The sequence below is a fragment of the Pseudomonas fluorescens genome (genome assembly GCF_000730425.1).
Taxonomy (GTDB): Bacteria; Pseudomonadota; Gammaproteobacteria; order Pseudomonadales; family Pseudomonadaceae; genus Aquipseudomonas; species Aquipseudomonas fluorescens_X.
Window position 1 is genome coordinate 3,573,935 of record NZ_CP008896.1, and the last position, 23,715, is coordinate 3,597,649.

25 protein-coding genes and 1 other RNA gene are annotated in these 23,715 nt (G+C 61.7%); 14 read left to right on the forward strand and 12 right to left on the reverse strand.

Going from position 1 to position 23,715, the window contains the following annotated elements; all coding sequences use genetic code 11:
- The first annotated feature begins 27 nt into the window (after positions 1-27).
- The 4 genes from HZ99_RS16020 to HZ99_RS16035 all read left to right on the forward strand — a co-directional run bounded on the left by HZ99_RS16020 (position 28) and on the right by HZ99_RS16035 (position 3,094).
- Entirely contained in the window at positions 28-948 is a 921-nt protein-coding gene (locus tag HZ99_RS16020) for an SPFH domain-containing protein (RefSeq protein ID WP_038444319.1), read from the forward strand.
- 10 nt (positions 949-958) lie between these two features.
- Positions 959-1,405 carry an NfeD family protein gene (locus HZ99_RS16025; protein WP_038444321.1) on the forward strand — a complete coding sequence of 149 codons (447 nt, stop codon included), beginning with the start codon at positions 959-961 and terminating at the stop codon, positions 1,403-1,405.
- Positions 1,406-1,474: 69 nt separating this feature from the next.
- On the forward strand, positions 1,475-1,792 hold the full coding sequence (locus tag HZ99_RS16030) for a DUF2388 domain-containing protein (protein WP_038444322.1): 318 nt from the start codon (positions 1,475-1,477) through the stop codon (positions 1,790-1,792).
- A 162-nt stretch (positions 1,793-1,954) separates the two neighbouring features.
- Entirely contained in the window at positions 1,955-3,094 is a 1,140-nt protein-coding gene (locus HZ99_RS16035) for a DegT/DnrJ/EryC1/StrS family aminotransferase (protein WP_038444324.1), read from the forward strand.
- A gap of 98 nt (positions 3,095-3,192) precedes the next feature.
- On the opposite strand, the gene gcvH is transcribed toward HZ99_RS16035, so the two are convergent.
- The 9 genes from gcvH to HZ99_RS16080 form a co-directional block, all read right to left on the reverse strand.
- A complete protein-coding gene (gene gcvH / locus HZ99_RS16040) occupies positions 3,193-3,576 on the reverse strand; it encodes a glycine cleavage system protein GcvH (protein WP_038444326.1) in 384 nt (127 codons plus the stop codon).
- Positions 3,577-3,628: 52 nt separating this feature from the next.
- Positions 3,629-4,711 carry a glycine cleavage system aminomethyltransferase GcvT gene (gene gcvT, locus HZ99_RS16045; protein WP_038444327.1) on the reverse strand — a complete coding sequence of 361 codons (1,083 nt, stop codon included), beginning with the start codon at positions 4,709-4,711 and terminating at the stop codon, positions 3,629-3,631.
- Positions 4,712-4,867: 156 nt separating this feature from the next.
- Complete coding sequence (locus HZ99_RS16050; protein ID WP_038444330.1) at positions 4,868-6,484, reverse strand: ABC transporter permease; 1,617 nt, start codon at positions 6,482-6,484, stop codon at positions 4,868-4,870.
- A gap of 177 nt (positions 6,485-6,661) precedes the next feature.
- Positions 6,662-7,666 (reverse strand): extracellular solute-binding protein, encoded by a 1,005-nt coding sequence (locus HZ99_RS16055; RefSeq protein ID WP_038444332.1) that lies wholly within the window; start codon positions 7,664-7,666, stop codon positions 6,662-6,664.
- Between the two features lie 139 nt (positions 7,667-7,805).
- On the reverse strand, positions 7,806-9,023 hold the full coding sequence (locus tag HZ99_RS16060) for a 2-octaprenyl-3-methyl-6-methoxy-1,4-benzoquinol hydroxylase (protein WP_181883272.1): 1,218 nt from the start codon (positions 9,021-9,023) through the stop codon (positions 7,806-7,808).
- 9 nt (positions 9,024-9,032) lie between these two features.
- Positions 9,033-9,518 (reverse strand): DUF4442 domain-containing protein, encoded by a 486-nt coding sequence (locus tag HZ99_RS16065; RefSeq protein ID WP_038444338.1) that lies wholly within the window; start codon positions 9,516-9,518, stop codon positions 9,033-9,035.
- On the reverse strand, positions 9,511-10,698 hold the full coding sequence (gene ubiH, locus HZ99_RS16070) for a 2-octaprenyl-6-methoxyphenyl hydroxylase (protein WP_038444340.1): 1,188 nt from the start codon (positions 10,696-10,698) through the stop codon (positions 9,511-9,513). Before ubiH ends, HZ99_RS16065 begins: the two co-directional genes overlap by 8 nt.
- Positions 10,695-12,017: a Xaa-Pro aminopeptidase gene (gene pepP / locus HZ99_RS16075; protein WP_038444341.1), complete on the reverse strand. Its 1,323-nt coding sequence runs from the start codon at positions 12,015-12,017 to the stop codon at positions 10,695-10,697. Before pepP ends, ubiH begins: the two co-directional genes overlap by 4 nt.
- A 20-nt stretch (positions 12,018-12,037) precedes the next feature.
- Positions 12,038-12,595 (reverse strand): YecA family protein, encoded by a 558-nt coding sequence (locus HZ99_RS16080; protein ID WP_038444342.1) that lies wholly within the window; start codon positions 12,593-12,595, stop codon positions 12,038-12,040.
- Between the two features lie 137 nt (positions 12,596-12,732).
- Here HZ99_RS16080 and HZ99_RS16085 point away from each other — a divergent pair, with 137 nt between their 5' ends.
- The 4 genes from HZ99_RS16085 to HZ99_RS16095 all read left to right on the forward strand — a co-directional run bounded on the left by HZ99_RS16085 (position 12,733) and on the right by HZ99_RS16095 (position 14,157).
- Positions 12,733-12,942, forward strand: a complete 210-nt coding sequence (locus HZ99_RS16085; RefSeq protein WP_007982902.1) for a TIGR02449 family protein — start codon at positions 12,733-12,735, stop codon at positions 12,940-12,942.
- Positions 12,939-13,256, forward strand: coding sequence for a cell division protein ZapA (locus tag HZ99_RS16090; RefSeq protein WP_029289530.1), 318 nt, complete (start codon positions 12,939-12,941; stop codon positions 13,254-13,256). The genes HZ99_RS16085 and HZ99_RS16090 overlap by 4 nt, the downstream gene beginning before the upstream one ends.
- A gap of 30 nt (positions 13,257-13,286) precedes the next feature.
- Positions 13,287-13,465, forward strand: a non-coding RNA gene (gene ssrS, locus HZ99_RS27885) — 6S RNA.
- A 56-nt stretch (positions 13,466-13,521) separates the two neighbouring features.
- Entirely contained in the window at positions 13,522-14,157 is a 636-nt protein-coding gene (locus HZ99_RS16095) for a 5-formyltetrahydrofolate cyclo-ligase (RefSeq protein WP_038444347.1), read from the forward strand.
- 2 nt (positions 14,158-14,159) lie between these two features.
- On the opposite strand, the gene HZ99_RS29020 is transcribed toward HZ99_RS16095, so the two are convergent.
- Entirely contained in the window at positions 14,160-14,309 is a 150-nt protein-coding gene (locus tag HZ99_RS29020) for a hypothetical protein (protein WP_181883237.1), read from the reverse strand.
- A gap of 196 nt (positions 14,310-14,505) precedes the next feature.
- On the opposite strand from HZ99_RS29020, the gene HZ99_RS16100 reads away from it, so the two are divergent.
- From HZ99_RS16100 to HZ99_RS16115, 4 genes are all read left to right on the forward strand, one after another.
- Positions 14,506-14,955 (forward strand): EVE domain-containing protein, encoded by a 450-nt coding sequence (locus HZ99_RS16100; RefSeq protein WP_038444349.1) that lies wholly within the window; start codon positions 14,506-14,508, stop codon positions 14,953-14,955.
- 86 nt (positions 14,956-15,041) lie between these two features.
- On the forward strand, positions 15,042-16,007 hold the full coding sequence (locus HZ99_RS16105; protein WP_038444351.1) for an HlyD family secretion protein: 966 nt from the start codon (positions 15,042-15,044) through the stop codon (positions 16,005-16,007).
- On the forward strand, positions 16,004-18,721 hold the full coding sequence (gene rbbA / locus HZ99_RS16110) for a ribosome-associated ATPase/putative transporter RbbA (protein WP_038444353.1): 2,718 nt from the start codon (positions 16,004-16,006) through the stop codon (positions 18,719-18,721). Before HZ99_RS16105 ends, rbbA begins: the two co-directional genes overlap by 4 nt.
- Positions 18,721-19,839, forward strand: a complete 1,119-nt coding sequence (locus tag HZ99_RS16115; protein ID WP_038444355.1) for an ABC transporter permease — start codon at positions 18,721-18,723, stop codon at positions 19,837-19,839. Before rbbA ends, HZ99_RS16115 begins: the two co-directional genes overlap by 1 nt.
- 123 nt (positions 19,840-19,962) lie before the next feature.
- On the opposite strand, the gene HZ99_RS16120 is transcribed toward HZ99_RS16115, so the two are convergent.
- Positions 19,963-20,370 (reverse strand): flagellar basal body-associated protein FliL, encoded by a 408-nt coding sequence (locus HZ99_RS16120; RefSeq protein ID WP_038444357.1) that lies wholly within the window; start codon positions 20,368-20,370, stop codon positions 19,963-19,965.
- 149 nt (positions 20,371-20,519) lie between these two features.
- On the opposite strand from HZ99_RS16120, the gene HZ99_RS16125 reads away from it, so the two are divergent.
- Together HZ99_RS16125 and glpT are read left to right on the forward strand one after the other, a co-directional pair.
- Positions 20,520-21,497 (forward strand): NADPH:quinone oxidoreductase family protein, encoded by a 978-nt coding sequence (locus HZ99_RS16125; protein WP_038444359.1) that lies wholly within the window; start codon positions 20,520-20,522, stop codon positions 21,495-21,497.
- A gap of 212 nt (positions 21,498-21,709) precedes the next feature.
- Complete coding sequence (gene glpT / locus HZ99_RS16130) at positions 21,710-23,047, forward strand: glycerol-3-phosphate transporter (RefSeq protein WP_038444360.1); 1,338 nt, start codon at positions 21,710-21,712, stop codon at positions 23,045-23,047.
- On the opposite strand, the gene HZ99_RS16135 is transcribed toward glpT, so the two are convergent.
- The gene (locus tag HZ99_RS16135) at positions 23,044-23,697 is read right to left on the reverse strand and encodes a gamma-glutamylcyclotransferase (protein WP_038444362.1); all 654 of its coding nucleotides are present in this window, start codon (positions 23,695-23,697) and stop codon (positions 23,044-23,046) included. The genes glpT and HZ99_RS16135 overlap by 4 nt on opposite strands.
- Positions 23,698-23,715 lie beyond the last annotated feature (18 nt).

Sequence of the window (23,715 nt, forward strand, 5' to 3'; positions counted from 1 at the left end):
ACCGCCACCACCAGACAAGGAATCGTTATGCAGATCGGAACAGTGCTTCTCCTCTTTGTAGGCTTGGCCATCGCCATCCTGTTCATGGGCTTCAAGGTCGTACCCCAGGGCTACCAGTGGACAGTGGAGCGCTTCGGCCGCTACACCAATACGCTCAAGCCTGGCCTGAATATCATCATTCCGGTGATGGACCGTATCGGGCGCAAGATCAACGTGATGGAAAGCGTGCTGGATATTCCACCCCAGGAAGTGATCACCGCCGATAACGCCACGGTGCAGATCGACGCGGTGTGCTTCTTCCAGGTGGTGAACACCGCCCAGGCGGCCTACGAGGTCAACAACCTCGAACACGCGATCCGCAACCTGCTGCAAACCAATATCCGTACGGTGCTCGGCTCCATGGAGCTGGACGCCATGCTCAGCCAGCGCGACGGCATCAACGAGAAGCTGCTGCGCACAGTCGATGAAGCCACCGCGCCGTGGGGCATCAAGATCACCCGCATCGAGATCAAGGACATCAGCCCGCCAGCCGACCTGATGGCCGCCATGTCCGGCCAGATGAAAGCCGAACGGATCAAGCGTGCCCAGATCCTCGAAGCCGAAGGCCTGCGTGCCTCCGCCATCCTGACCGCCGAAGGCAAGAAACAGGCGCAGATCCTCGAAGCTGAAGGTGGTCGCCAGGCCGCATTCCTCGAAGCCGAGGCCCGTGAGCGCCAGGCCGAGGCAGAGGCCCGCGCCACACAAGTGGTATCGGAAGCGATTGCCACGGGCAATGTGCAAGCCATCAACTACTTTGTTGCGCAGAAATACATCGATGCCCTGGGCAAGCTGGCCTCGGCCAACAACAGCAAAGTGATCCTGATGCCGCTGGAAGCCAGCCAGGTCATCGGCGCAGTGGGCGGCATCGGCGAAATCGTCAAGGCCACCTTCGACAACAAGAAAGCCTGAGGCTCGCGCCATGTGGGAGTTCCTGCAACACCTGTCTTTCTGGGATTGGCTGGCGCTGGGCACGGTACTGCTGATTCTCGAAGTGTTTGGTGCCGGCGGTTATCTGTTGTGGATGGGCATCGCGGCGGCGGCCGTTGGCGTGCTCAAGTTCCTGATCCCGGGGCTTGGACTGGAGCTGCAACTGCTACTGTTTGCGATGCTGTCCATCCTGACGGCGGTGTACTGGTGGAAACGCCAGCGCAGCAGCGCCAAGGCCAGCGATCAGCCTGGGCTGAACATGCGCGGTTCGGAGCTGGTTGGCCGCACCTTTGTGGTACACCAGGCCATTATCGACGGCCGGGGCAAGATCAAGGTCGGCGACGGGGTGTGGATGGTGACAGGCCCTGATATGCCTGTAGGCACTCAAGTCCGGGTGATTGGCCAGGATGGCGTGATTTTACGCGTTGAAACTGTTTAGTCAGCCATGGAACTCGATCGGGTTATCTACAATCAAACTGTTCAGATAACCCAGTCGGAGTCACCCATCATGCGTCTCAAATATGCTGTCGCCACACTTGCCCTGCTGTCCCTTCCTGTTGGTTCAGCGATGGCCGACAGTTTCTGGCGTAATGTCATTTCATCGGGCGCCACCACCGGCTCGACCTACCTGACCTTCAAGGACCACAAGCTGGTCGTCGCCGCCCAGGACGACGCCGGCAGCTTTGTTGCCAGCGACGGCGGCATCCGTGGCCCTTACCTGGAAGCCGCCATGCAGAAAGTACGTGCGGACAACCCAGGCCTGAAGGCCACTGACATGGAGCTGGCCAACGCCATCCTGGCGAAGAACGCCATCGCCGCCGAGTGACAACCGGCACAAGAAAGCCGCTTTTGAAGCGGCTTTTTTTTGCCTGTTGTTCGACGATTCATTCACGGATGACAGGCTATATTCAGTCACCCCATGCGACGATGCCGGGGTTGATTTGAGCTTTTATTCTTAGTTCTTCTTAAAACGGATGCCTTCAACGTCATGAGCCAACTGCCTTTTCTGCCGTTTTCAAAACCTACCATTGATGAAGCCACCATTGCGGCAGTCGGTGATGTGTTGCGCTCCGGCTGGATCACCAGCGGGCCCAAGGTGCAGGCGTTCGAAGCGCAATTGTCACAATACTTTGGCGGTAGGCCGGTGCGCACCTTCAACTCCGGCACCTGCACCATGGAAATTGCCTTGCGCATTGCCGGCGTCGGGCCGGGGGATGAAGTGATCACCACGCCGATTTCCTGGGTGGCAACGGCCAACGTGATTCTGGAGGTAGGCGCCACGCCGGTGTTTGTCGATATCGATCCAGTCACACGCAATATCGATCTGACTCAATTGGAAGCGGCGATCACACCGCGCACCAAGGCAATCATCCCGGTGTACCTGGCTGGCCTGCCACTGGACATGCCGATGCTTTACGCACTGGCCAACAAATACGGGTTGCGGATTATCGAGGATGCCGCCCAGGCGTTGGGTTCCAGTTGGGATGGCCAGCGTATTGGTGCCACCGGGGATTTTGTCTCGTTCAGTTTTCAGGCGAACAAGAACATCACCTGTTCCGAAGGCGGCTGCCTGGTATTGAACAATGCCGAAGAAGCGCGCCTGGCGGAAAAGTACCGCCTGCAAGGCGTGACCCGTAGCGGGTTCGATGGCCTGGACGTGGATGTGCTGGGCGGCAAGTTCAACATGACCGATATCGCCGCCGCCATCGGCCTGGGCCAGTTTGCCCATATCGAGCAGATCACAGCCCATCGCCAGGCCCTAGCCCGGCATTACTTCGAGTGTTTCGGCAGCGATTTCGAGGCAACGTACGGCGCGCAACTGCCACCAGCAGACTTTGAAAACAGCAACTGGCATCTATTCCAACTAGTACTGCCTGAGCGTTCGGATGGCCTGCCAGCCCGCGCCACCTTCATGGAGCAGATGCAAGCCCAGGGCGTGGGCATTGGCTATCACTACCCGCCAATCCACCTGCTGAGCCTATATCGGGCGCAGGGATTCAAGGAAGGCATGTTCCCGGTAGCGGAAAGTGTTGGGCGCTTGATTGTGTCGTTGCCGATGTTTACGGCGATGACCAAGGGAGATGTGGAGCGGGCCGTCGCAGCAGTGAAGCAGGCGCTCAAGCCCTGACGGTTGTAGGAGCCGGCTTGCCGGCGAGGGCGATCACAAGATCGCCACCCGGCTTGAAGGCCTCATCGCCGGCAAGCCGGCTCCTACAGGGGGCGGTGTTATTCGCCGATGGCAGCTTTGTAGCCAGCGGCATCCAGCAGCTTTTCCAGATCGGCGGCATTGCTTGGCTTGACCTTGAAGATCCAGGCCTCGTACGGCTTTTCATTGAGCGACTCAGGGGCATCGGCCAACGCCTCGTTGACCGCAATCACTTCGCCCGAAACTGGCGAGTAAATATCCGAAGCAGCCTTCACCGACTCTACTACGCCCGCAGCGTCGCCCGCGGCGAACACCTTGCCCACTTCAGCCAACTCAACGAAAACCACATCACCCAACGCTTCCTGGGCATGATCGGAGATCCCGACGGTCACGGTGCCATCCGCTTCCAGGCGTGCCCATTCGTGGCTTTCGGCAAAACGCAGTGCGGCAGGGATATCGCTCATAGTCTGTGTCCTCAAAAAGAAATGTCAGCGGCCATCGGCCCGCCGGAAAAGATTAGATCAAGGTTTTGCCATGGCGCACAAAGGTCGGCTTGACCACTCGTACCGGGTACCACTTGCCGCGAATCTCGACTTCAGCACGGTCAGCGGTGGCCATCGGTACACGCGCCAGGGCAATGGATTTACTCAGCGTAGGAGAGAAACTACCACTGGTGATCTCTCCTTCGCCAACATCGGCGATACGCACCACTTGATGAGCGCGTAAAACTCCACGTTCTTCCAGCACCAGGCCCACCAGTTTGAGCTTCACGCCAGCCGCCCGCTCGGCTTCCAGGGCGGCGCGGCCAATGAAGTCGCGGCTGGCGGGTTCCCAGGCAATGCTCCATGCCATATTGGCAGCCAAAGGTGACACATTCAGATGAATATCCTGGCCGTAGAGGTTCATGCCGGCCTCAAGGCGCAAGGTGTCACGCGCGCCGAGACCAATGGGCGAGATGCCCGCGCCCACCAGGTCGTTGAAAAAACCTGGCGCCTGGTCGGCGGGCAGGACGATTTCCAAGCCATCTTCGCCGGTATAACCCGTACGGGCGATAAACCAGTCGCCGTCGGCCCTGCCTTCGAAAGGCTTGAGCTGGTGGATCAAGGTGGCGCGGGACTGGGTGACCAACTCGGCAATCTTGTGCCGGGCCTGGGGCCCCTGGATGGCCAGCATCGCCAGGTCCGGGCGTTCGCGCATCATCACCTGGTAGCTGCCCAAATGGGCCTGCATCCAGGCGATGTCCTGGTCGCGAGTGGCCGCATTGACCACCAGTCGGTAACCGTCGTCGGCACGATAGACGATCATGTCATCCACCACGCCGCCCTGCTCGTTGAGCATGGCGCTATACAACGCATGGCCGCAGCCATGCAAACGATCGACATCATTGGCCAGCAGATACTGCAGCCACTCCCTGGCCTGGCGGCCCGAGATATCGATCACGGTCATATGGGAAACATCAAACACCCCGCAGTCCCGGCGCACCTGATGGTGCTCCTCGACTTGCGAGCCGTAGTGCAGAGGCATATCCCAACCGCCAAAATCGACCATTTTCGCGCCAAGGGCGAGATGCAGGTCATACAGAGGCGTACGCTGTCCCATGGGTTTCTCCTTCCGGGCGTGGCGAAGGTGCGGGCAATGGCGATTCGGGCTACACACCTTGAAATAAAAGGCCTGCAGCCACAATCAACCACCCTGCCCAAAAGACGGGCCGCACCGAATGCCGCGCATTGTAGCCTCAAGCCGTAGGACTGGCACCTAACCGATTCGTCGGGCGGAGCGTCGTATCAAGCCAATGACCGGCAACAGGCCGACCAGTACCAGGGTTAATGCCGGCAAGGAAGCACGCGCCCACTCGCCTTCGCTGGTCATCTCAAAAATGCGTACCGCCAGCGTATCCCAGCCGAATGGGCGCATCAGCAGGGTCGCGGGCATTTCCTTGAGTACATCGACAAACACCAGCAGCGCTGCACTCAAGGTGCCGGGCAGCAAAAGCGGCAGATACACTTTGCAAAACAGTCGTGGCCCACTGACGCCCAGGCTGCGTGCCGCTTCCGGTAAAGACGGGCGGATGCGTGCCAGGCTATTTTCCAGTGGACCATAAGCCACGGCCAGGAAGCGCACCAAATAGGCCATCACCAGGGCCGACAGGCTGCCCAGCAGCAACGGTTTGCCTGCGCCTCCCAGCCAACTGGAAACCGGGATCACCAACTCGCGGTCCAGATAGCTGAACGCCAACATGATCGACACGGCCAATACCGAGCCCGGCAAGGCATAGCCCAGGTTACCCAGGCTCACCCCGGAGCGGATGGCCCGGGTCGGCGCCAGGCGGTTGGCGAACGCCAGCAGCAACGCCACGCTGACGGTAATCAGCGCCGCCATACCGCCCAGGTAGAGGGTATGCACAATCAGCCCGGCGTAGCGCTCGTCGAGGTCCAGGCGCCCGCGCTGCCAGAACCAAACCACCAATTGAATCATCGGGATAACAAAGGCACAGGCAAACACCAGGGCACACCAGCCGGTCGCGGCGGCGGCCTTGAAGCCATGCAGGTGATAGAGCGCCTTGCCCCGCGGGCGTTCGTTGCTTGGGCGGCTGGCGCCACGGGCACGACGCTCGCCGTAGAGCACCAACATCACCACCAACAGCAACAGGCTCGCCAGTTGCGCGGCGCTGGACAGGCTGAAAAAGCCATACCAGGTCTTGTAGATGGCGGTGGTAAAGGTGTCGAAGTTAAAGACCGACACCGCGCCGAAGTCCGCCAGGGTTTCCATCAGCGCCAGGGCCACGCCAGCGCCAATGGCCGGTCGCGCCATGGGCAAGGCCACCCGCCAGAACGCCTGCCAGGGCGATTGACCCAGCACCCGCGCAGCTTCCATCAGCCCCTTGCCCTGGGCCAGAAAGGCAGTGCGCGCCAGCAGGTAGACGTAGGGATAGAACACCAGCACCAGCACGATGATCACGCCGCTGGTGGAACGTACCCGGGGCAGGCGCAGCCCTGTGCCGAACCACTCGCGCAGCAGGGTTTGTACCGGCCCGGAGAAGTCCAGCAGGCCGACGAAGACAAATGCCAGAACATAGGCCGGAATGGCAAACGGCAGCATCAGCGCCCAGTCCAGCCAGCGCCGGCCGGGGAACTCACAGAGGCTGGTCAGCCAGGCCAGGCTCACGCCCAGCACTGTTACGCCAACCCCGACACCCAGCACCAGGGTCAAGGTGTTGCGCAGCAGACGCGGCATCTGGGTGTCCCACAGGTGCGACCAGATTTGCGTGTCGATACTTTGCCAGGACAGCAACAGGACACTCAGCGGCAGCAGCACCAGGGCGGCGACCGTGAAAACCGGCAGGTACCAGCGGCGTTGGGCGGGGTGGGCCAAGGACGAACTCTCAGGCTGTGGGGGTCTTGAAAGGGCCGCAAACCAATGTGGGAGCGGGCTTGCCCGCGATGCAGGCACCTCGGTTTATCATCAATACCGAGGTGATGCTATCGCGGGCAAGCCCGCTCCCACAAAAACCTGCTCCTACCTATGATTTGCGGTGTTTTTAAACCCGCATCAGTTCCAGCCCGCACGATCCATCAGGCGAATGGCTTCAGCCTGGCGCTTGCCCGCCACTTCCACCGGCAGGGTATCGGCAACGAATTTGCCCCAGGCCGCCACTTCTTCGGAGGGCTGCACCGCCGGGTTGGCCGGGAACTCCTGGTTGACGTCGGCAAAGATTTTTTGCGCCTCAGGCGTGGTCATCCACTCCACCAGAGCCTTGGCGGCTTGCGGGTGCGGTGCGTACTTGGTCAGGCCAATGCCCGATAGGTTGACATGTACGCCACGGTCGCCCTGGTTCGGCCAGAACAGCTTGACCCCCAGGTCCGGCTTTTGCTTGTGCAGGCGGCCGTAGTAGTACGTGTTGACGATGCCAACGTCACATTGCCCAGCGTTGATTGCTTCCAGCACAGCAACATCATCGGAGAACACATCGGTGGACAGGTTATTCACCCAGCCCTTGATGATTTCTTCAGTCTTGGCCGCGCCATGGGTTTCGATCAGGGTGGCGGTCAGCGACTGGTTGTAGACCTTCTTCGCCGTGCGCAGGCACAGGCGGCCTTCCCATTGCTTGTCGGCCAGGGCTTCGTAGGTGGTCAGCTCACTCGGTTTCACCCGGGCGGTGGAATAGGCGATGGTCCGCGCACGCAGGCTCAGGCCGGTCCAGGCATGGCTCGATGAACGATATTGCGCAGGGATATTGGCGTCGATCACCTTGGAGGTGAACGGTTGCAGGATACCCATCTGCTCGGCTTGCCAGAGGTTGCCGGCATCCACGGTCAGCAGCAGGTCGGCGGTGGCGTTCTCGCCTTCGGCCTTGATGCGCTGCATCAGCGGCGCTTCCTTGTCGGTGATGAACTTCACCTGGACACCGGTTTTCTTGGTGTAGGCATCGAACACTGGCTTGATCAACTCGTCGATACGAGAGGAATAGACCACCACTTCGTCAGCCGCCTGGGCGGTGGTGCTGGCGATAAGGGTGAGTGCCAGGGCAGTCAGGAGGCGCTTGGGGGCCAACATAGGTGCGGTCTCTCGTAGGAAAAGTGAACGTAAATGATAAGGACTCACATTTAGCATCTCAACCGAACACTGGGTGGAGGCGTTACGAGATGTTGCGTGATTGGATTCTGAGGGTGCGGCAACTGGCCTCACAAAAGTGTCAGGCCTTGGCCAGATCCGGCAAATCCCCGGTCAAGCCCAGCGCCTGACGCACAAACAGCGCCTTAGCCTCAGGCATCTGATCAACCATCTTCAGCCCGGCATTGCGCAACCAGCGCAACGGCAGTTGGTCGGCCTGGAACAACCGCTCAAAGCCCTCCATCGCCGCCATCAGCGCCAGATTGTGCGGCATGCGCCGCCGCTCGTAGCGGCTAAGCACCTTCACATCCGCCAAGCGCTCACCGCGCTCGCTGGCCTGCAGCAACACCTCGGCCAACACCGCCGCATCGAGGAAGCCCAGGTTCACGCCCTGCCCGGCCAACGGGTGGATAACGTGGGCCGCATCGCCAATCAGCGCCAGGCCTTCGGCGACGTAGCGCTTGGCGTGGCGCTGGCGCAACGGCACACACAGGCGTGGGTCGGCACTGACCACGCTGCCCAGCCGCCCTTCAAAGGCGCGCTCCAGTTCGCGGCAGAAGCTTTCGTCGTCCAGGGCCATCAGGCGCTCGGATTCACTCGGCGTGGTCGACCAGACGATGGAACACCAATCTTCCTGACCATCACGTACCAACGGCAGGAACGCCAGTGGCCCATGATCGGTAAAACGCTGCCAGGCCGTGCGCTGGTGCGGCTGGCTGCTGCGCACGCTGGTGACGATGGCGTGGTGCAGGTAATCCCATTCGCGGGTGGCAGTGCCCGTCAGGCGGCGCACGGCCGAGTTGGCGCCGTCGGCGGCGATCACCAGCGGCGCCCGCAGGGTGCGGCCATCGGCCAGGGTCAGCAACCAGTCATCGCCGGAGCGGCGCATCTGCTCCAGGCGGGCATTGGCCAGCAGCCCCAGGTCGCAGTCGTGCAGGCGCTCAAGCAAGGCGTCCTGGACCACGCGGTTTTCGACGATATGTCCCAGCACCTCGGCATGCACGCTGGCCGCTGAAAAGTGGATCTGCCCGGTACCGCTGCCATCCCACACCTGCATCTGGCCGTAAGGGCTGGCGCGGCGGCTGGCGATGCCGTCCCACACCCCCAGGCGCTCAAGAATACGCTGGCTGGCCGCCGACAAGGCGCTCACCCGCGGCTCAAACGGAGCATCGGCGTCAAACGGTTTGACGCTCAAGGGGCTGCCGTCGAGCAGCAGCACTTGCAGGCCACTGCCTTGCAACGCCAGCGCCAGGGCGCTTCCGACCATTCCGGCCCCGACAATCAGCACATCTGCGCGCATGTCCATGCTTTATGCCTGTTTCGCTGGCGGCTTGCGCCGCACGTAAAGGGTTTTGTCGACTCGCGCCACCAGGGTGCCGGAGCCGTCGTGAATCTGTACCTTGAGGTGTGGCAAGTACTTCTCGCCACCCTCGGTCTGGCGCCGCACCTCATCCAGCAAGGCCTGGTCGATGGAGAACTCGGCAAACACCGGTCCTTTGCCCGGTGAGATGAAATCGATACTGGCGGCCTTGTCCCAGACGATGTAGTCGCGCCCCAGGTTCTCCATCAACATCAGCATGTAGAACGGGTCGACCATCGAGTACAGGCTGCCGCCAAACTGCGTTCCGACGTAATTGCGGTTGTACCAGCCCAGGCCCATGCGCACTTTGGCATGACGAAAGTCAGCACTCAGGTGCTGGACCCGTACCCCGGCACCGAGGTACGGCGGGTACAGGCTCAAGACCCAGCGCAACAACCGCGCCTTGCCCAGGCGCTCGATCAGCCACTTACGCATCGGGGCGCGTACCCAGGCCCATGGCCTGCCGGGCGAACCAGCGTTTGGCCGGCGGCAGCAGGTCCAGGCCCAGCAGGCCAAGGTTGCGGCCCATGGCGACCAATGGCTGGCCGCTGCCGAACAGGCGGGTGACCTGGTCGGAGAAGCCCACGGTCAGTTGTTGATCCAGGCGCTGGCGTTCGCGGTAGGCCTGCAGAGTCGCCAGGTCGCCCGGCACCGCAGGCCCGGCCAGCAAGGCCTCGGCCAACGCATAGGCATCGCGCAGGGACAGGTTGAAACCCTGGCCGGCAATCGGGTGCAGGCTATGGGCGGCGTTGCCGAGGATCACCAGGTGCGAGCGTACTTGTTCTTCGGCCTCCACCAGGGTCAACGGGTAAAGGTGACGCGCGCCGACCTGCTTGAGGGTGCCCAGGCGATAGCCGAACACACCCTGCAGCTCGCTGAGGAAACTGCGCTCATCCAGCTGTGCCAGGCGCTGGGCGTCCATGCCGACGCGGGTCCAGACCAGTGCGCAGCGGTTGTCCGCCAACGGCAGCAAGGCCATCGGGCCGTCATCGGTGAAGCGCTCGAACGCCTCGCCGTTATGGGCTTCGCTGGGGGTGATGTTGGCGATCAGGGCGCTCTGGTTGTATGGCCGTTGCTTGACGCCAATGCCCAGCTGCTCGCGCAACCCGGAGCGGCCACCATCAGCCAGTACCGCAAGGTCACACTCGATGACGGTTTCATCGTCGAGGGTCAGGCGATAACCATCGGCCAACGGTTCCATGCGGCTGACGTGCGCCGGGCAGCGCCAACTGATCACGTCTTTGTCCAGGCCTTGCCACAGGCACTGCCCAAGCCAGGCGTTTTCCACCACATAGCCCAGGGCCGGTACGCCTTCTTCCAGCGCCGACAAGCGTGCGGTAGAGAAGCGGCCACGGTCGGAAACGTGGATTTGCTTGATCGGCTCGGCGCGCCGGGAAATGTCCTGCCATACGCCCAGGCGCTGGTAAATCTGCCGCGCCCCAAACGACAGCGCCGAAGAGCGCGCGTCGTAGCTCGGCTGATAGCTGTCGCCGGGGGCGAAGGGTTCGATCAACACGATCTTCCAGCCCCGGGCCTTGGCCCCGGCCTGCAACGCCAGCGCCAGGCTGGCGCCCACCAGGCCGCCGCCGATAATCGCCAGGTTGACCCGGCTCATCGGGCGGCCGCCATCAGTGCTTCAATCTCGGCCACGCCCTTGGGTACGCCACCGGTCAGAATTTCACAGCCTTGCTTGGTCACCACCACGTCGTCCTCGATGCGCACGCCTATGCCACGCCATTTCTTTGCCACGTTCTGGTTGTCCGGGGCAATGTAGATGCCCGGTTCCACGGTCAGGGCCATGCCCACTTCCAGCACCCGCCATTCGCCGCCGACCTTGTACTCGCCGACATCATGCACATCCATGCCCAGCCAGTGCCCGGCACGGTGCATGTAGAACGCCTTGTAGGCTTCGCTGGCGATCAATTCGTCCACATCACCCTGCAACAAACCCAACTTCACCAGCCCGGCAGTGATGACGTGCACCGTCGCCTCATGGGCCTGGTTCCAGTGCTTGTCCGGCGCGATCTGCGCAAAAGCGGCTTCCTGGGAGGCCAGCACCACTTCGTAGATCGCCTTCTGCTCGGCGGAGAACTTGCCATTGACCGGCCAGGTACGGGTGATATCGCTGGCATAGCAGTCGATCTCACAACCGGCGTCGATCAAGACCAGGTCACCGTCCTTGAGCAGCGCGTCATTCTGCTGGTAGTGCAGGATGCAGCTATTGCGCCCCGAAGCAACGATGGAGCCATAGGCCGGCATCTTCGCCCCGCCCCGGCGGAACTCGTAGTCCAGCTCGGCTTCCAGGCTGAACTCATGCAACCCGGCGCGGCAGGCCTGCATCGCCCGGATATGGGCCGCACAGGAAATCCGTGCGGCTTCGCGCATGACCTTCACTTCTGCGGCGGATTTATACAGGCGCATGTCGTGCAGCAGATGATCCAGGGCAACGAATTCGTTCGGCGGCTGCGCACCGAGGTGCGCCTTGGAGCGGATCACGTTGATCCACTCCATCAGGTGCCGGTCGAATTCGGCATTGCTGCCCATGGCCGAGTACACGCGGTCGCGGCCTTCGATCAGGCCGGGCAGGATGTCGTCGATATCGGTAATCGGGAAGGCATCGTCGGCACCGTATTCGCGAATCGCGCCTTCGGTGCCGGCACGCAGGCCGTCCCACAACTCGCGCTCGGCATTGCGTTCACGGCAAAACAGCACGTATTCGCCATGAATGCGCCCAGGCATCAGCACGATCACCGCTTCGGGTTCGGGAAAGCCGCTCAGGTATTGGAAGTCGCTGTCCTGGCGGTAGACGTGCTCGACATCACGGTTGCGGATCGCCACGGCGGCGGCCGGCAGGATCGCGATGCTGTTGGGTTCCATCTGCGCCATGAGCGCCTTGCGGCGGCGGGTGTATTCCGCCTTGGGGATATGGATCATGGGCAGGTGGGTTCCCTCTTTTAGTGCAGCGACGGCTTGGCGGCTGCCGGTTGCGCAGACTTTTTGGTCTCGGTGAACAGCAGCAGCGGCGCGACGCGCAGGTATTCCATGACTTCCATATAGTCGCCTTCGCCGTCTTCGGACTCTTCCAGGGCGTCTTGCACCTGGGAGATGGCCGCCAGGTCCTGCAGCACTTCCTGGGCATCGGTACTCAGTTCCAGGCCACCGGAATTCACGCCAAAGCCGTGGAGAAAGCCTTGGCACCATTGGCCCAGTGCAGCGGCGCGCTCGGTGAGCGGCGCATCGTCGGTTGGCAGCAGCAGGACCACGGTGACGTCATCACCGGTCAACTCGCCCTTGACCATCTCTTGCAGGCCGATCAGCGCGGCGCGCACATTGTCTTCAGGCTCTTTCTCCAGCAGTTCGGCCACGTCGGCCAGCCAGTTGTCGGCGTCAAAACCGACGCCGGTGCAACTGCGGCCCAGGAGCACGCCATGCAGTTCGGCAGGCGAGCAAGGGTGGCCGCTGGTGCTCAGCAGTTTGGAAAAAGCGTCGTACGGGGAATTCTGAATAGGCATGATGAGCTAGGCGCCAGGCGGCGCGATGTCTAGAATGAAGCGCTGTATCCTAGCACCGGCAGACGCACCCGACTATCAAGGGCGTCAGATCGTTTATCCTGCAGTTGCCATTCATCAGACAAATCCAGTGGAACCCCATGGAAGACACCGACTTGCAAGCGCTGATGGCCAGACTCGAATTGCTAATTACCCGGGTCGAGCAACTAAAGAGTCAAAACGGACTCCTATTAGCTCAGGAAAAGACCTGGCGCGAGGAACGCGCGCACCTCATTGAAAAAAACGAAATCGCCCGGCGTAAGGTCGAATCGATGATTTCGCGCCTGAAGGCCCTGGAGCAAGACTCATGAGTTCAAGCAATAGCGTCACCGTGCAGATTCTCGACAAAGAGTATTCGATCATCTGCCCCCAGGAAGAGCGCAGCAACCTGGTGAGCGCTGCCCGCTACCTGGATGGCAAGATGCGTGAAATCCGCAGCAGCGGCAAAGTCATTGGCGCCGACCGAATCGCCGTGATGGCCGCGCTGAACATTACCCACGATTTGCTGCATAAGCAGGAACGCCCTGACGTACAGGCCAGCGGCTCGACACGCGAGCAAGTGCGTGACCTGCTCGAACGCGTTGACCTGGTGCTGTCTACCGACCAGGAACCACCCAAGGGCTGATTGCCACGCCTGTTTGGGGTATACTCCCCTCACTCCCTGGCGTGCTTGCCAGTCGGCGATGTCCCTGAGCCGATTCGCACTACCCTGGAAGTTGCACGTTGGGCTGGTGTGCATGTCCGCTAGACGGAAAGCCTTAAAGCCTACTGCTTCTTCCACCTTGAACTTTCGGGTTCAAGGGCTAAGTCGACAGCGGTTCTGTCGGGGAGCCTGATTCCCAAACTCAATGCCAGTCTTCGGACTGGCATTGTTTTATGAGCCGAACACCATGACCGAACCTGCGCCGCTTTCCCGTCCGCAACTTCGACGCATGTTGCGCAAGGCACGCCGTGCCCTGACGCCAAGCGAGCAGCGCCAGGCCGCCACTGGCCTGTATCGCCAACTGGCACAGCACCCGCTGTTTCGCCGGGCCAAACATATTTCCCTGTACCTGCCGACGGATGGCGAAATCGATCCGCGCTTGCTGCTGCGCGCGGCCCAGCGCCGGGGCAAGGCCACCTACCTGCCGGTGCTCAGCGCCTGGCCACGGACCAAGATGGTGTTCCAGCGCGTGGGCCCCAGGGAAAAACTTGCGCCCAATCGCTTTGGCATTCTTGAGCCACGGATCAATGTCGGCCGCCAGCGCAAGATCTGGGCGCTGGACCTGGTGCTATTGCCGCTGGTGGGTTTCGACGACACGGGCGGGCGGCTGGGTATGGGTGGCGGCTTTTACGATCGCAGCCTGGCCTACCTGGCGCGCCGCTGTGCCTGGCGCAAGCCGACGCTGCTGGGCCTGGCCCATGAATGTCAGAAAGTCGAACGACTGGTACAGGCAAGCTGGGACGTGCCGCTAAAAGGCACCGTTACCGATAGAAAGTGGTATGTCGCAGAGGGGACGCCGCTGGAATCAACGGCGCCAAAATAGCGTCAACGCTTGAAGGTTTGTTGCTGCTGCTGTGCAAATTCAACCGGGACTTCGGTCTTGTTCGACCACAGGCTTTGCGCATACCCGGTGGTCACGACGCCCAGACCGAACAAAATAACCAAAATCCATAGTAAATCCGGTTTGCGTTTCATCGATTGCCCCCCTTCAGGCATATCACACACGATGACAGCAACGTTCCAAAATAGTCCGTTCCAGCTGCGTCAAGCTTAAAATCCCGGCATTCTGCGTGAACGTGAACCAACACGCAAACCTTGACGTCAACCGACCGTCGGTTTGTCATGAAAGTGACGCACAACCGGCTCACCTACCTGCAAAGGAGCAAAAACCATGGCCTATTGGCTGATGAAATCCGAGCCCGATGAGCTGTCCATCAAGGGCCTGGAAAAACTCGGCGAGGCGCGCTGGGATGGCGTGCGCAATTACCAGGCGCGCAACTTCCTGAGGGCCATGGCCGTGGGTGACGCGTTTTTCTTCTACCACTCCAGTTGCCCGGAACCAGGCATTGCCGGCGTAGGGAAAATCATCGAAGCGGCTTACCCGGACCCGACGGCACTGGAACCTGGCAGCCATTACTTCGATGCCAAGGCCACGCCGGAAAAAAATCCGTGGAGCGCGATCACCGTTGCCCACGCCGAAACCTTCCCCAAAGTCCTTCGGCTCGGCTACCTCAAGCAGCAGGCAGCCCTGGCCGAATTGCCGCTGGTGCAAAAAGGCAGTCGCTTGTCAGTGATGCCGGTGACGGCGCAGCAATGGGCGGCAGTAATGGCCTTGCGCTGACGCTTAAAGGTATTCATTTGACCGGTATCAACGGCTATCGGTTACGATCCGGGCAAACTAGGAAGCTAACACCGCAGGATGCACCCATGTCGACGCCACATCGCCGTTCGCAGTTCTTCGCCTTTCTCCTGATCTTGCTGCTGGTGGCCGCCGGCGGCTTCGGCTACTGGAAATCCACCCTCGATCGCCTGCCAGAAGGCCTGAGCATGGGCAACGGTCGCCTGGAATCCACCGAAGTGCAGATCGCCACCAAGGTCCCTGGCCGCCTGGCCGAAGTGCGGGTCGATGAAGGCGACAAGGTGCTCAAGGGCCAACTGCTGGCGCGTATCGATACGCGCACCCTGGAGGCCCAACGCTCCCAGGCCGAGGCTGAAGTGCTGCGCGCCAAGGAAAACTTCGCCGCCGCCGAAGCCAACGTGCAACTGCGCCAGAGCGAAAACCTGCTGGCCAGCCAGGAACTCAAGCGCACCCAGGAGCTGTACCGACGCGGCTTCGCCAGCGCGCAGCTGATCGACCAGCAACAGGCGCGGCAGAGCACCGGCAACGCAGCGGTGGTAGCGGCCCAGGCCCAGGTCAATGCGGTCAAGGCCGCCATCGGTGCCGCCCGGGCGCAGGTGGCGCAACTGACCAGTGAAATCGAGGACAGCAGCCTGCGCGCGCCCATCGACGGCGTCATCCAATTACGCCTGGCCGAACCCGGCGAAGTACTCGGTGCCGGCGGCCGGGTGTTGCTGCTGATCGACCCGAATGACCAGTACATGAACCTCTACCTCCCCGCTTCCGTCACCGGCCGCCTGACCGTGGGCAGCGAGGCGCGGATCGTGCTCGATGCCCTGCCGGATCAGCCGCTGCCGGCGAAAATCAGCTTTGTCGCGGCCAAGTCCCAGTTCACCCCCAAGGAAGTGGAAACCCGCGACGAACGCCAGAAACTGGTGTTCCGCGTCAAGCTGCGCCTGACTCAACCCAGCGCCGTGCCCCAGGCCAAGCCCGGCATGCCGGGCGCCGGCTACGTGCGCACCGCCGATCTGGACTGGCCGGCCAACCTGCAATGAACGGGCTGGCGCTGCACGCCACGGGCATCAACCATCGCTACGGCAAGCAACAGGCACTGATCGACATCACCTTCAGCCTGCCGGCCGGCACGCGCTGCGGGTTGATCGGCCCGGATGGCGCGGGCAAGTCGAGCCTGCTGGGCTTGATCGCCGGGGTAAAAAAGCTGCAGGCCGGTCACTTGCAGGTGCTGGGCGGCGCCATCGAAGACCGCCGCCATCGCAACAGCCTGTACCCGTTGATCGCCTTTATGCCCCAGGGCCTGGGCGGCAACCTGTACCCTGAGCTGTCCATCAGCGAGAACATCCGTTTTTTCGCCACCCTGTTTGGCCTGTCCAAGGCCGATTGCGACCCGCGTATGCACAACCTGCTGCAGGCCACTGACCTGGCACGCTTCGCCGATCGCCCGGCCGGTAAACTGTCCGGCGGGATGAAGCAAAAATTGGGGCTGTGCTGCGCGCTGATCCACGATCCGGACCTGCTGATCCTCGATGAACCCACCACCGGCGTGGATCCTTTGTCACGCCGGCGCTTCTGGGAACTGGTGGAAACCGTGCGCAGCGAGCGCCCGCAACTGACACTGCTGGTGGCCACGGCCTACATGGAAGAAGCCGAGCAGTTCGAGCACTGCCTGATGCTCGACCGCGGCAAGCTGATCGCCGACGGCCTGAGCCGTGACCTGGCCGCCGCCACACCCAGTGGCAAGCTCGATGACGCCTTCACCCATTTCCAGGGCGACAGCGCGCACAACAACCAGCCGCTGGTGATCCCCCCGCGGGATAACGACAACACCGATATAGCCATCGAAGCCCACGACCTGACCCTGCGCTTTGGCGACTTCACGGCGGTGAACAACGTCAGCTTCGCCATCGGCCGCGGCGAGATCTTTGGCTTTCTCGGCTCCAACGGCTGCGGCAAGACCACCACCATGAAAGTCCTCACCGGGCTGATGCCGGCCAGTGAAGGCAGCGCCACGCTGTTGGGCAACCCGGTGAATGCCAAGGACCTGGCAACCCGCAAGCGCGTGGGCTTCATGTCCCAGAGTTTCTCGTTGTACGGTGAACTCAGCGTGCGCCAGAACCTGGTGCTGCACGCGCAGTTGTTCGACCTGCCCAAGGCCGACAGCAGCCCGCGCATCGAAGCCTTGATCCAACGCTTTGACCTGGACAGCGTCGCCGAACAACCCTCGGGCGAGTTGCCCCTGGGCTTGCGCCAGCGCCTGTCCCTGGCCGTGGCCGTGTTGCACCGCCCGGAAGTGCTGATCCTCGACGAACCCACGTCCGGTGTGGACCCCGCCGCGCGCGACGATTTCTGGCGCTTGCTGGTGGAATTGTCCCGCGAGCAAGGGGTGACGATTTTCCTCTCCACCCACTTTATGAACGAAGCCCAGCGCTGCGACCGCATTTCGTTGATGCACGCCGGCAAAGTCCTGGCCTGCGATACACCGCATGCCCTGCAACAGCAATTCCACGGCCAGACCCTGGAAGCCGCGTTCGTCACCTGCCTGGAGCAAGCCCAGCAAACCCCGCAAGCCAGCGCGCCCAGCCCGACCGTCAGCACACCGACCACGCCACCCGCCAGCAAGCGCGGCTTCAGCCTGGCCCGCCTGCTGGCGGTGGCCAGCCGTGAAGGCAAGGAACTGCTGCGCGACAAAGTGCGCATGGCCTTTGCCCTGCTCGGGGCGATTTTCATGATGGTGATCTTCGGCTACGGCATCTCCCTGGACGTGGAAAAACTCGCCTTCGCTGTGTACGACCAGGACCAGACCCCACAAAGCCGCGCTTACCTGGAGGCCTTCCGCAGTTCGCGCTACTTCGCCGAACAGCCACCGATCACCGATTCGGCCGAACTGCACCGGCGCCTGCAACGCTCGGAAATCAAACTGGCCCTGGAAATTCCACCCGGGTTTGGCCGCGACCTGTACGCCAGGCGCCAACCGGCGGTGGCCGCCTGGCTCGATGGCGGCATGCCGTTTCGCGCCGAGACCAGCCGCAATTATGTAGAAGCCGTACACCAGGCCAACCTCCAGCAATTGGCCGAGTTCAACAGCTCACCGTTGAACCCGCAGGCCGCTGCCAGGCTGGAAACGCGCTTTCGCTACAACCAGGACGTGGTCAGCGTCAATGCCATCGGCCCCGGTGTGATGGCGCTGATCCTGGCGTTTATCCCGGCAATGCTCACTGCCCTGGGCATCGTGCGCGAGAAGGAGCTGGGCTCGATCACTAACTTCTATGCTACGCCGCTGACCCGCCTGGAATTCCTCCTCGGCAAACAGGCGCCGTACCTGGTCATCAGCCTGATCAACCTGGCCTTGCTGGTAGTCATGAATCGCTGGCTGTTCGGTGTGCCGTTCAAGGGCAGCGGCCTAACCCTGGCGTTTGGCGGCCTGCTGTATGTGCTGGCTACCACCAGCATGGGCCTGCTGATTTCTGCGTTCACCCGCACCCAGATTGCGGCGATCCTCGGCACCATGATCATCACCAGCCTGCCGACCATCCAGTTCTCCGGGCTGATCGTGCCCCGCTCGTCCCTGGAAGGGGCCGCCGCGCTGATGGGCATGCTGTTTCCCGCCGGTTACTTCCTGGATGTCGCCGTCGGTACCTTCACCAAAGCGCTGGACCTGCGCCAGTTGTGGCCGCAGTGCCTGGCGCTGTTCGGGTTTTTCCTGGGGTTCACCGGGCTGAGCCTGGTCATGCTCAAGAAGCAGGAGGCCTGATGCACACGTTCGCCCATATCCTGCGCCTGGGGATCAAAGAACTCACCAGCCTGCGCCACGACAGCGTGTTGCTGCTGTTTCTGTTCTACGCCTTTACCGTCGCCATCTATATGCCAGCAGCCGGCTCGGTGATTGGCGTACACAACGCCAGTGTGGCCTTTGTCGATGAAGACCACGGCCAATTATCGCGCCAGTTGGCCGAAGCCCTGCAGCCACCGGAGTTCCAGCCTGCCGTGCCACTGCCCTACGACCAGTTGGACAAGGTCATGGACAGCGGCCAGTACACCTTCGTGATCAACGTGCCGGCTAATTTCCAGGCGGACCTGTTGGCCGGGCGCCAGCCGAGCGTGCAGGTCAACGTGGATGCCACGGCAATGAGCCAGGCCTTTATGGGGGCTGGCTATATCGGGCGGATTTTCCAGCGCGAACTGCTGAACTACAGCGGCCAGCCTGACGCCAGCCAACGCGCGCCGGCGACCCTCACCACCCGGGCACTGTTCAACACCAACCTGGAAGGCGGCTGGTTCCTGGCGGTGATCCAGATCGTCAACAACATCACTATTCTCGCCATCGTCCTGACCGGTACCGCGCTGCTGCGCGAACGCGAGCACGGCACCCTCGACCATTTGCTGGTGCTGCCGCTCACGGCCCTGGAAATCATGCTGGCGAAAATCTGGAGCAACATGCTGGTGGTGGTGTTCTGCACCTGGCTGTCACTGGAAGTGGTGGTCAAGGGCCTGCTCGGCGTGCCGCTGGCCGGGTCGCCCGGCCTGTTCCTGCTGGTGACGGCGCTGTATCTGTTTGCCAGCACCGCCCTGGGAATCTTCCTCGCCACCCTCGCCCGTTCAACCCCACAGTTCGGCTTGCTGGCGATTCCGGTGATTATCCCGATGCTGCTTTTGTCAGGCGGCAGTACGCCGTTGGACAGCATGCCCGAATGGTTGCAGTGGGTGATGCAGGGTTCGCCGTCGACACATTTTGTGAGCCTGAGTGCAGCGATTCTGTTCCGGGATGCGGGAGTGAGCGTGGTGTGGCCGGACTTGCTGGCGCTGGCGGGGATTGGATTGTTGTTTTTTGCGGTGGCGTTGGCGCGATTCAGGAAAAGTCTGGCCTCATGAGGCACCTGCAAAGACGCCATCGCAGGTAAGCCAGCTCCCACATCTTGATTTGTGAACACCATCAAATGTGAGAGCTGGCTTACCGGGGCGCCGCGTCGCGGCGATGGGCGCGAAGCGTGCGCTTTACTGGATGATCAAGTTGTTGAACAGCAGATCTTCAACCACCGGCTGGCCCGTCTCGTCATTCATCACTTGTTGGGTCTGCTTCAACGCCTCCTGGCGCAGCTTCTCTTTGCCTTCGACACTGCCCATGCTCTCGACCGTCTGCTGGGTAAACAACGCCACCAGTTGGTTGCGAATCAACGGCTCATTGGCCTTGATCGCCGCAGCCGCTTGCGGGCCGGTCACGCGCAGGGCCACATCGGCCTTGTACACCCGCAGTTTCGCGCCGCCATCCAGGGCGTAGTTGCCCACAAAAGGCGGCGTCAGGCTGTAATAGCTGACCTTCGGCGCTTCGCCTTCCTTGGCTTCTTCGGCATGGGCTGCCATCGGCAGCGTCAGGGCCAGCATCAACAGGGTCCACGCTTTCACAGTTCATTCCTCACATTCGATTGCCAGTAGCATAACGCTAGCAAGGCAGAGCACAAGCTTATGGCGACTTATCAGGCCGGGGCATGCTCGTTGACCCTTGACCTGACCCACCTACACTTATCGGCCAATACGCCAAAAGGAAGAGTCCGATGAAAGCCGTGCTGTGCAAAGCCTTCGGCCCCGCCGAAACCCTGGTGCTGGAAGAGGTCGCCAGCCCCGCGATCAAGAAGAACGAGGTCCTGCTGGAGGTGCATGCCGCCGGAGTGAATTTCCCGGATACGTTGATCATCGAGGGCAAGTACCAGTTCAAGCCCCCCTTCCCGTTCTCGCCGGGTGGCGAAGCGGCAGGCGTGGTCAGCGAAGTCGGGGAAAAGGTCAGCCACCTCAAGGCCGGCGATCGGGTCATGGCGCTGACCGGCTGGGGCAGCTTTGCCGAGCAGGTCGCGGTACCGGGCTATAACGTGTTGCCGATCCCGCCGAGCATGGATTTCAACACCGCCGCCGCCTTCAGCATGACCTACGGCACCTCGATGCACGCCCTCAAGCAACGGGGCCACCTGGCCGCTGGTGAAACCCTGCTGGTGCTGGGTGCGTCCGGTGGCGTTGGCCTTGCCGCCGTGGAAATCGGCAAGGCCATGGGTGCCCGGGTGATCGCTGCCGCCAGCAGCGCCGACAAGCTGGCCGTGGCCAAGGCCGCAGGTGCCGATGAGCTGATCAACTACAGCGAAAGCAACCTCAAGGATGAAATCAAGCGCCTGACCGATGGCAACGGTGCCGACGTGATCTACGACCCGGTGGGCGGCGATCTGTTTGACCAGGCGATCCGCGCCATTGCCTGGAACGGTCGCCTGCTGGTGGTGGGGTTTGCCAGTGGGCGCATCCCCGAGTTGCCGGTGAACCTGGCATTGCTCAAAGGCGCGGCGGTGGTGGGCGTGTTCTGGGGCTCGTTTGCTCAACGCCAGCCGCAGGATAATGCGGCGAATTTCCAGCAATTGTTCAGTTGGTATGCCGAGGGGAAGCTCAAGCCACTGGTGTCGCAGGTGTACCCGCTGGATAACGCCGCCCAGGCGATCAACGACCTGGGGCAGCGCAAGGCCGTGGGCAAGGTGGTCGTGCAGGTCCGGTAAATGGTCTGAAATACGTCCAATGTAGGAGCTGGCTTGCCAGCGCCTACATTTGCTCTGATCACGACCCACACTTATCTATTGGCGACATGTTCGTAAAAGAACATGCAATTGCTCCCGTTTCCTGTACTTGCAGATAAGAGGCGATGCTATTTTCGGTAACGAAACTGTAACATTCGCATCCGCAGTCAAAACAAGAAATTTGGAGCTCTTGAATGTTTGCTTTCTTTCGTCCTGCCCCCCATCAGGCACCCCTGCCTGAAGAAAAGATCGACAGTACCTACCGACGACTGCGCTGGCAGATCTTCGCCGGTATCTTCTTTGGCTACGCGGGTTACTACCTGCTGCGCAAAAACTTCTCCCTGGCCATGCCCTACCTGATCGACGAGGGTTACACCCGTGGTCAACTGGGCCTGGCCATGTCGGCCATTGCCATTGCCTACGGCCTGTCCAAGTTCCTCATGGGCCTGGTGTCCGACCGCTCCAACCCGCGCTACTTCCTGCCCTTCGGCTTGCTGGTATCGGCCGGGGTGATGTTCATTTTCGGTTTCGCGCCCTGGGCAACCTCCAGCGTGACCATGATGTTCATTTTGCTGTTCATCAACGGTTGGGCCCAAGGCATGGGCTGGCCACCGAGCGGGCGGACCATGGTGCACTGGTGGTCGCAGAAGGAGCGCGGTGGCGTGGTGTCGGTATGGAACGTGGCGCATAACGTCGGCGGCGGCCTGATCGGCCCGCTGTTCCTGCTGGGCATGGCCTGGTTCAACGACTGGCACGCCGCGTTCTATGTCCCGGCCACTGTGGCCTTGGCTGTGGCGGTCTTTGCCTTCATCACCATGCGCGACACCCCACAGTCGGTGGGCCTGCCGCCGATCGAGAAGTACAAGAACGACTACCCGGAAGGCTACGACGCCAGTCACGAAGACGAATTCAGCGCCAAGGAAATCTTCGTCAAGTACGTGCTGCGCAACAAAATGCTCTGGTACATCGCCTTCGCCAACGTGTTCGTGTACCTGCTGCGCTATGGCGTGCTGGACTGGGCACCGACCTACCTCAAGGAAGCCAAGCACTTCACCGTCGACAAGTCGTCCTGGGCGTACTTCTTCTACGAGTGGGCGGGGATTCCGGGCACGCTACTGTGCGGCTGGATGTCGGACAAGATCTTCCGTGGCAACCGTGGCCTGACCGGCATTGTGTTCATGGCGTTGGTGACCGTGGCAACCCTGGTGTACTGGCTCAACCCGCCAGGCAACCCGATGGTCGACATGATCGCGCTGTTCTCCATTGGCTTTTTGATCTACGGCCCGGTGATGCTGATCGGCCTGCAGGCGCTGGAACTGGCGCCGAAGAAAGCCGCAGGTACGGCCGCAGGCTTTACCGGCCTGTTCGGATACCTCGGCGGTTCAGTGGCCGCCAGTGCGGCCATGGGCTACACCGTGGACCACTTCGGCTGGGACGGTGGCTTTGTGCTGCTGATCGGCGCGTGCCTGCTGGCCATCGCGTTCCTGATCCCCACCCTGTGGCATACCAATAGCGTCAGCTCGGCGCGTTAATCGCCGTCGCAGCCTCTGGCACATCGCTTGAGCCGCGCCTCCAGATTCTTGTCTGGCATGGCGTGGCTACGCAGGGCGTTGACGGTCTGCTCGACATAATCGCGAGTAGTGCCGTAGCGCCCGCAAGCGCTTTCAAATACCTGGTTCAGCACGCTGTCGGGCAAGTTGCCGGCATAGCTGGGCAGGTGCCGCTCCAACACAAACCCCAATGCCTGCACCTGGCTGCCGTCTTCCAGCCGGCAACTGAGCCAGTGTGGTCGATACGACGGGTAAGGCATCTCACGCTGCCACAAGGCATAAAGCGAGGCTTCCAGTTGCTCCTCCGGCAGGCGGTAGGCAAAGCCACTGCACGAGCCGCCGCGATCCAGACCGAACACCAGCCCCGGCAATTCCGGCGTGCCCCGGTGCTCATGGGACCACAGGTACAGGCCCCGGTGATAACCGTGGACCCGTGCGCGCAGACGCTGGGTTGCCGAACACTCGGGACGCCAGATCAGCGAGCCATACGCAAACAGCCAGACCGGCCCACCCTTATGCAGGTCCATGGTGGCCTGCATCGAGCTCATCAATTGTTCGTGAGTGAGTTGCGGCCCCAGATCGAGCCGCGGCGGGTAAGCCAATTGCAGAGGTTCGGATTCAATAACGGTCATGGCGGATCGCTTAGGTCT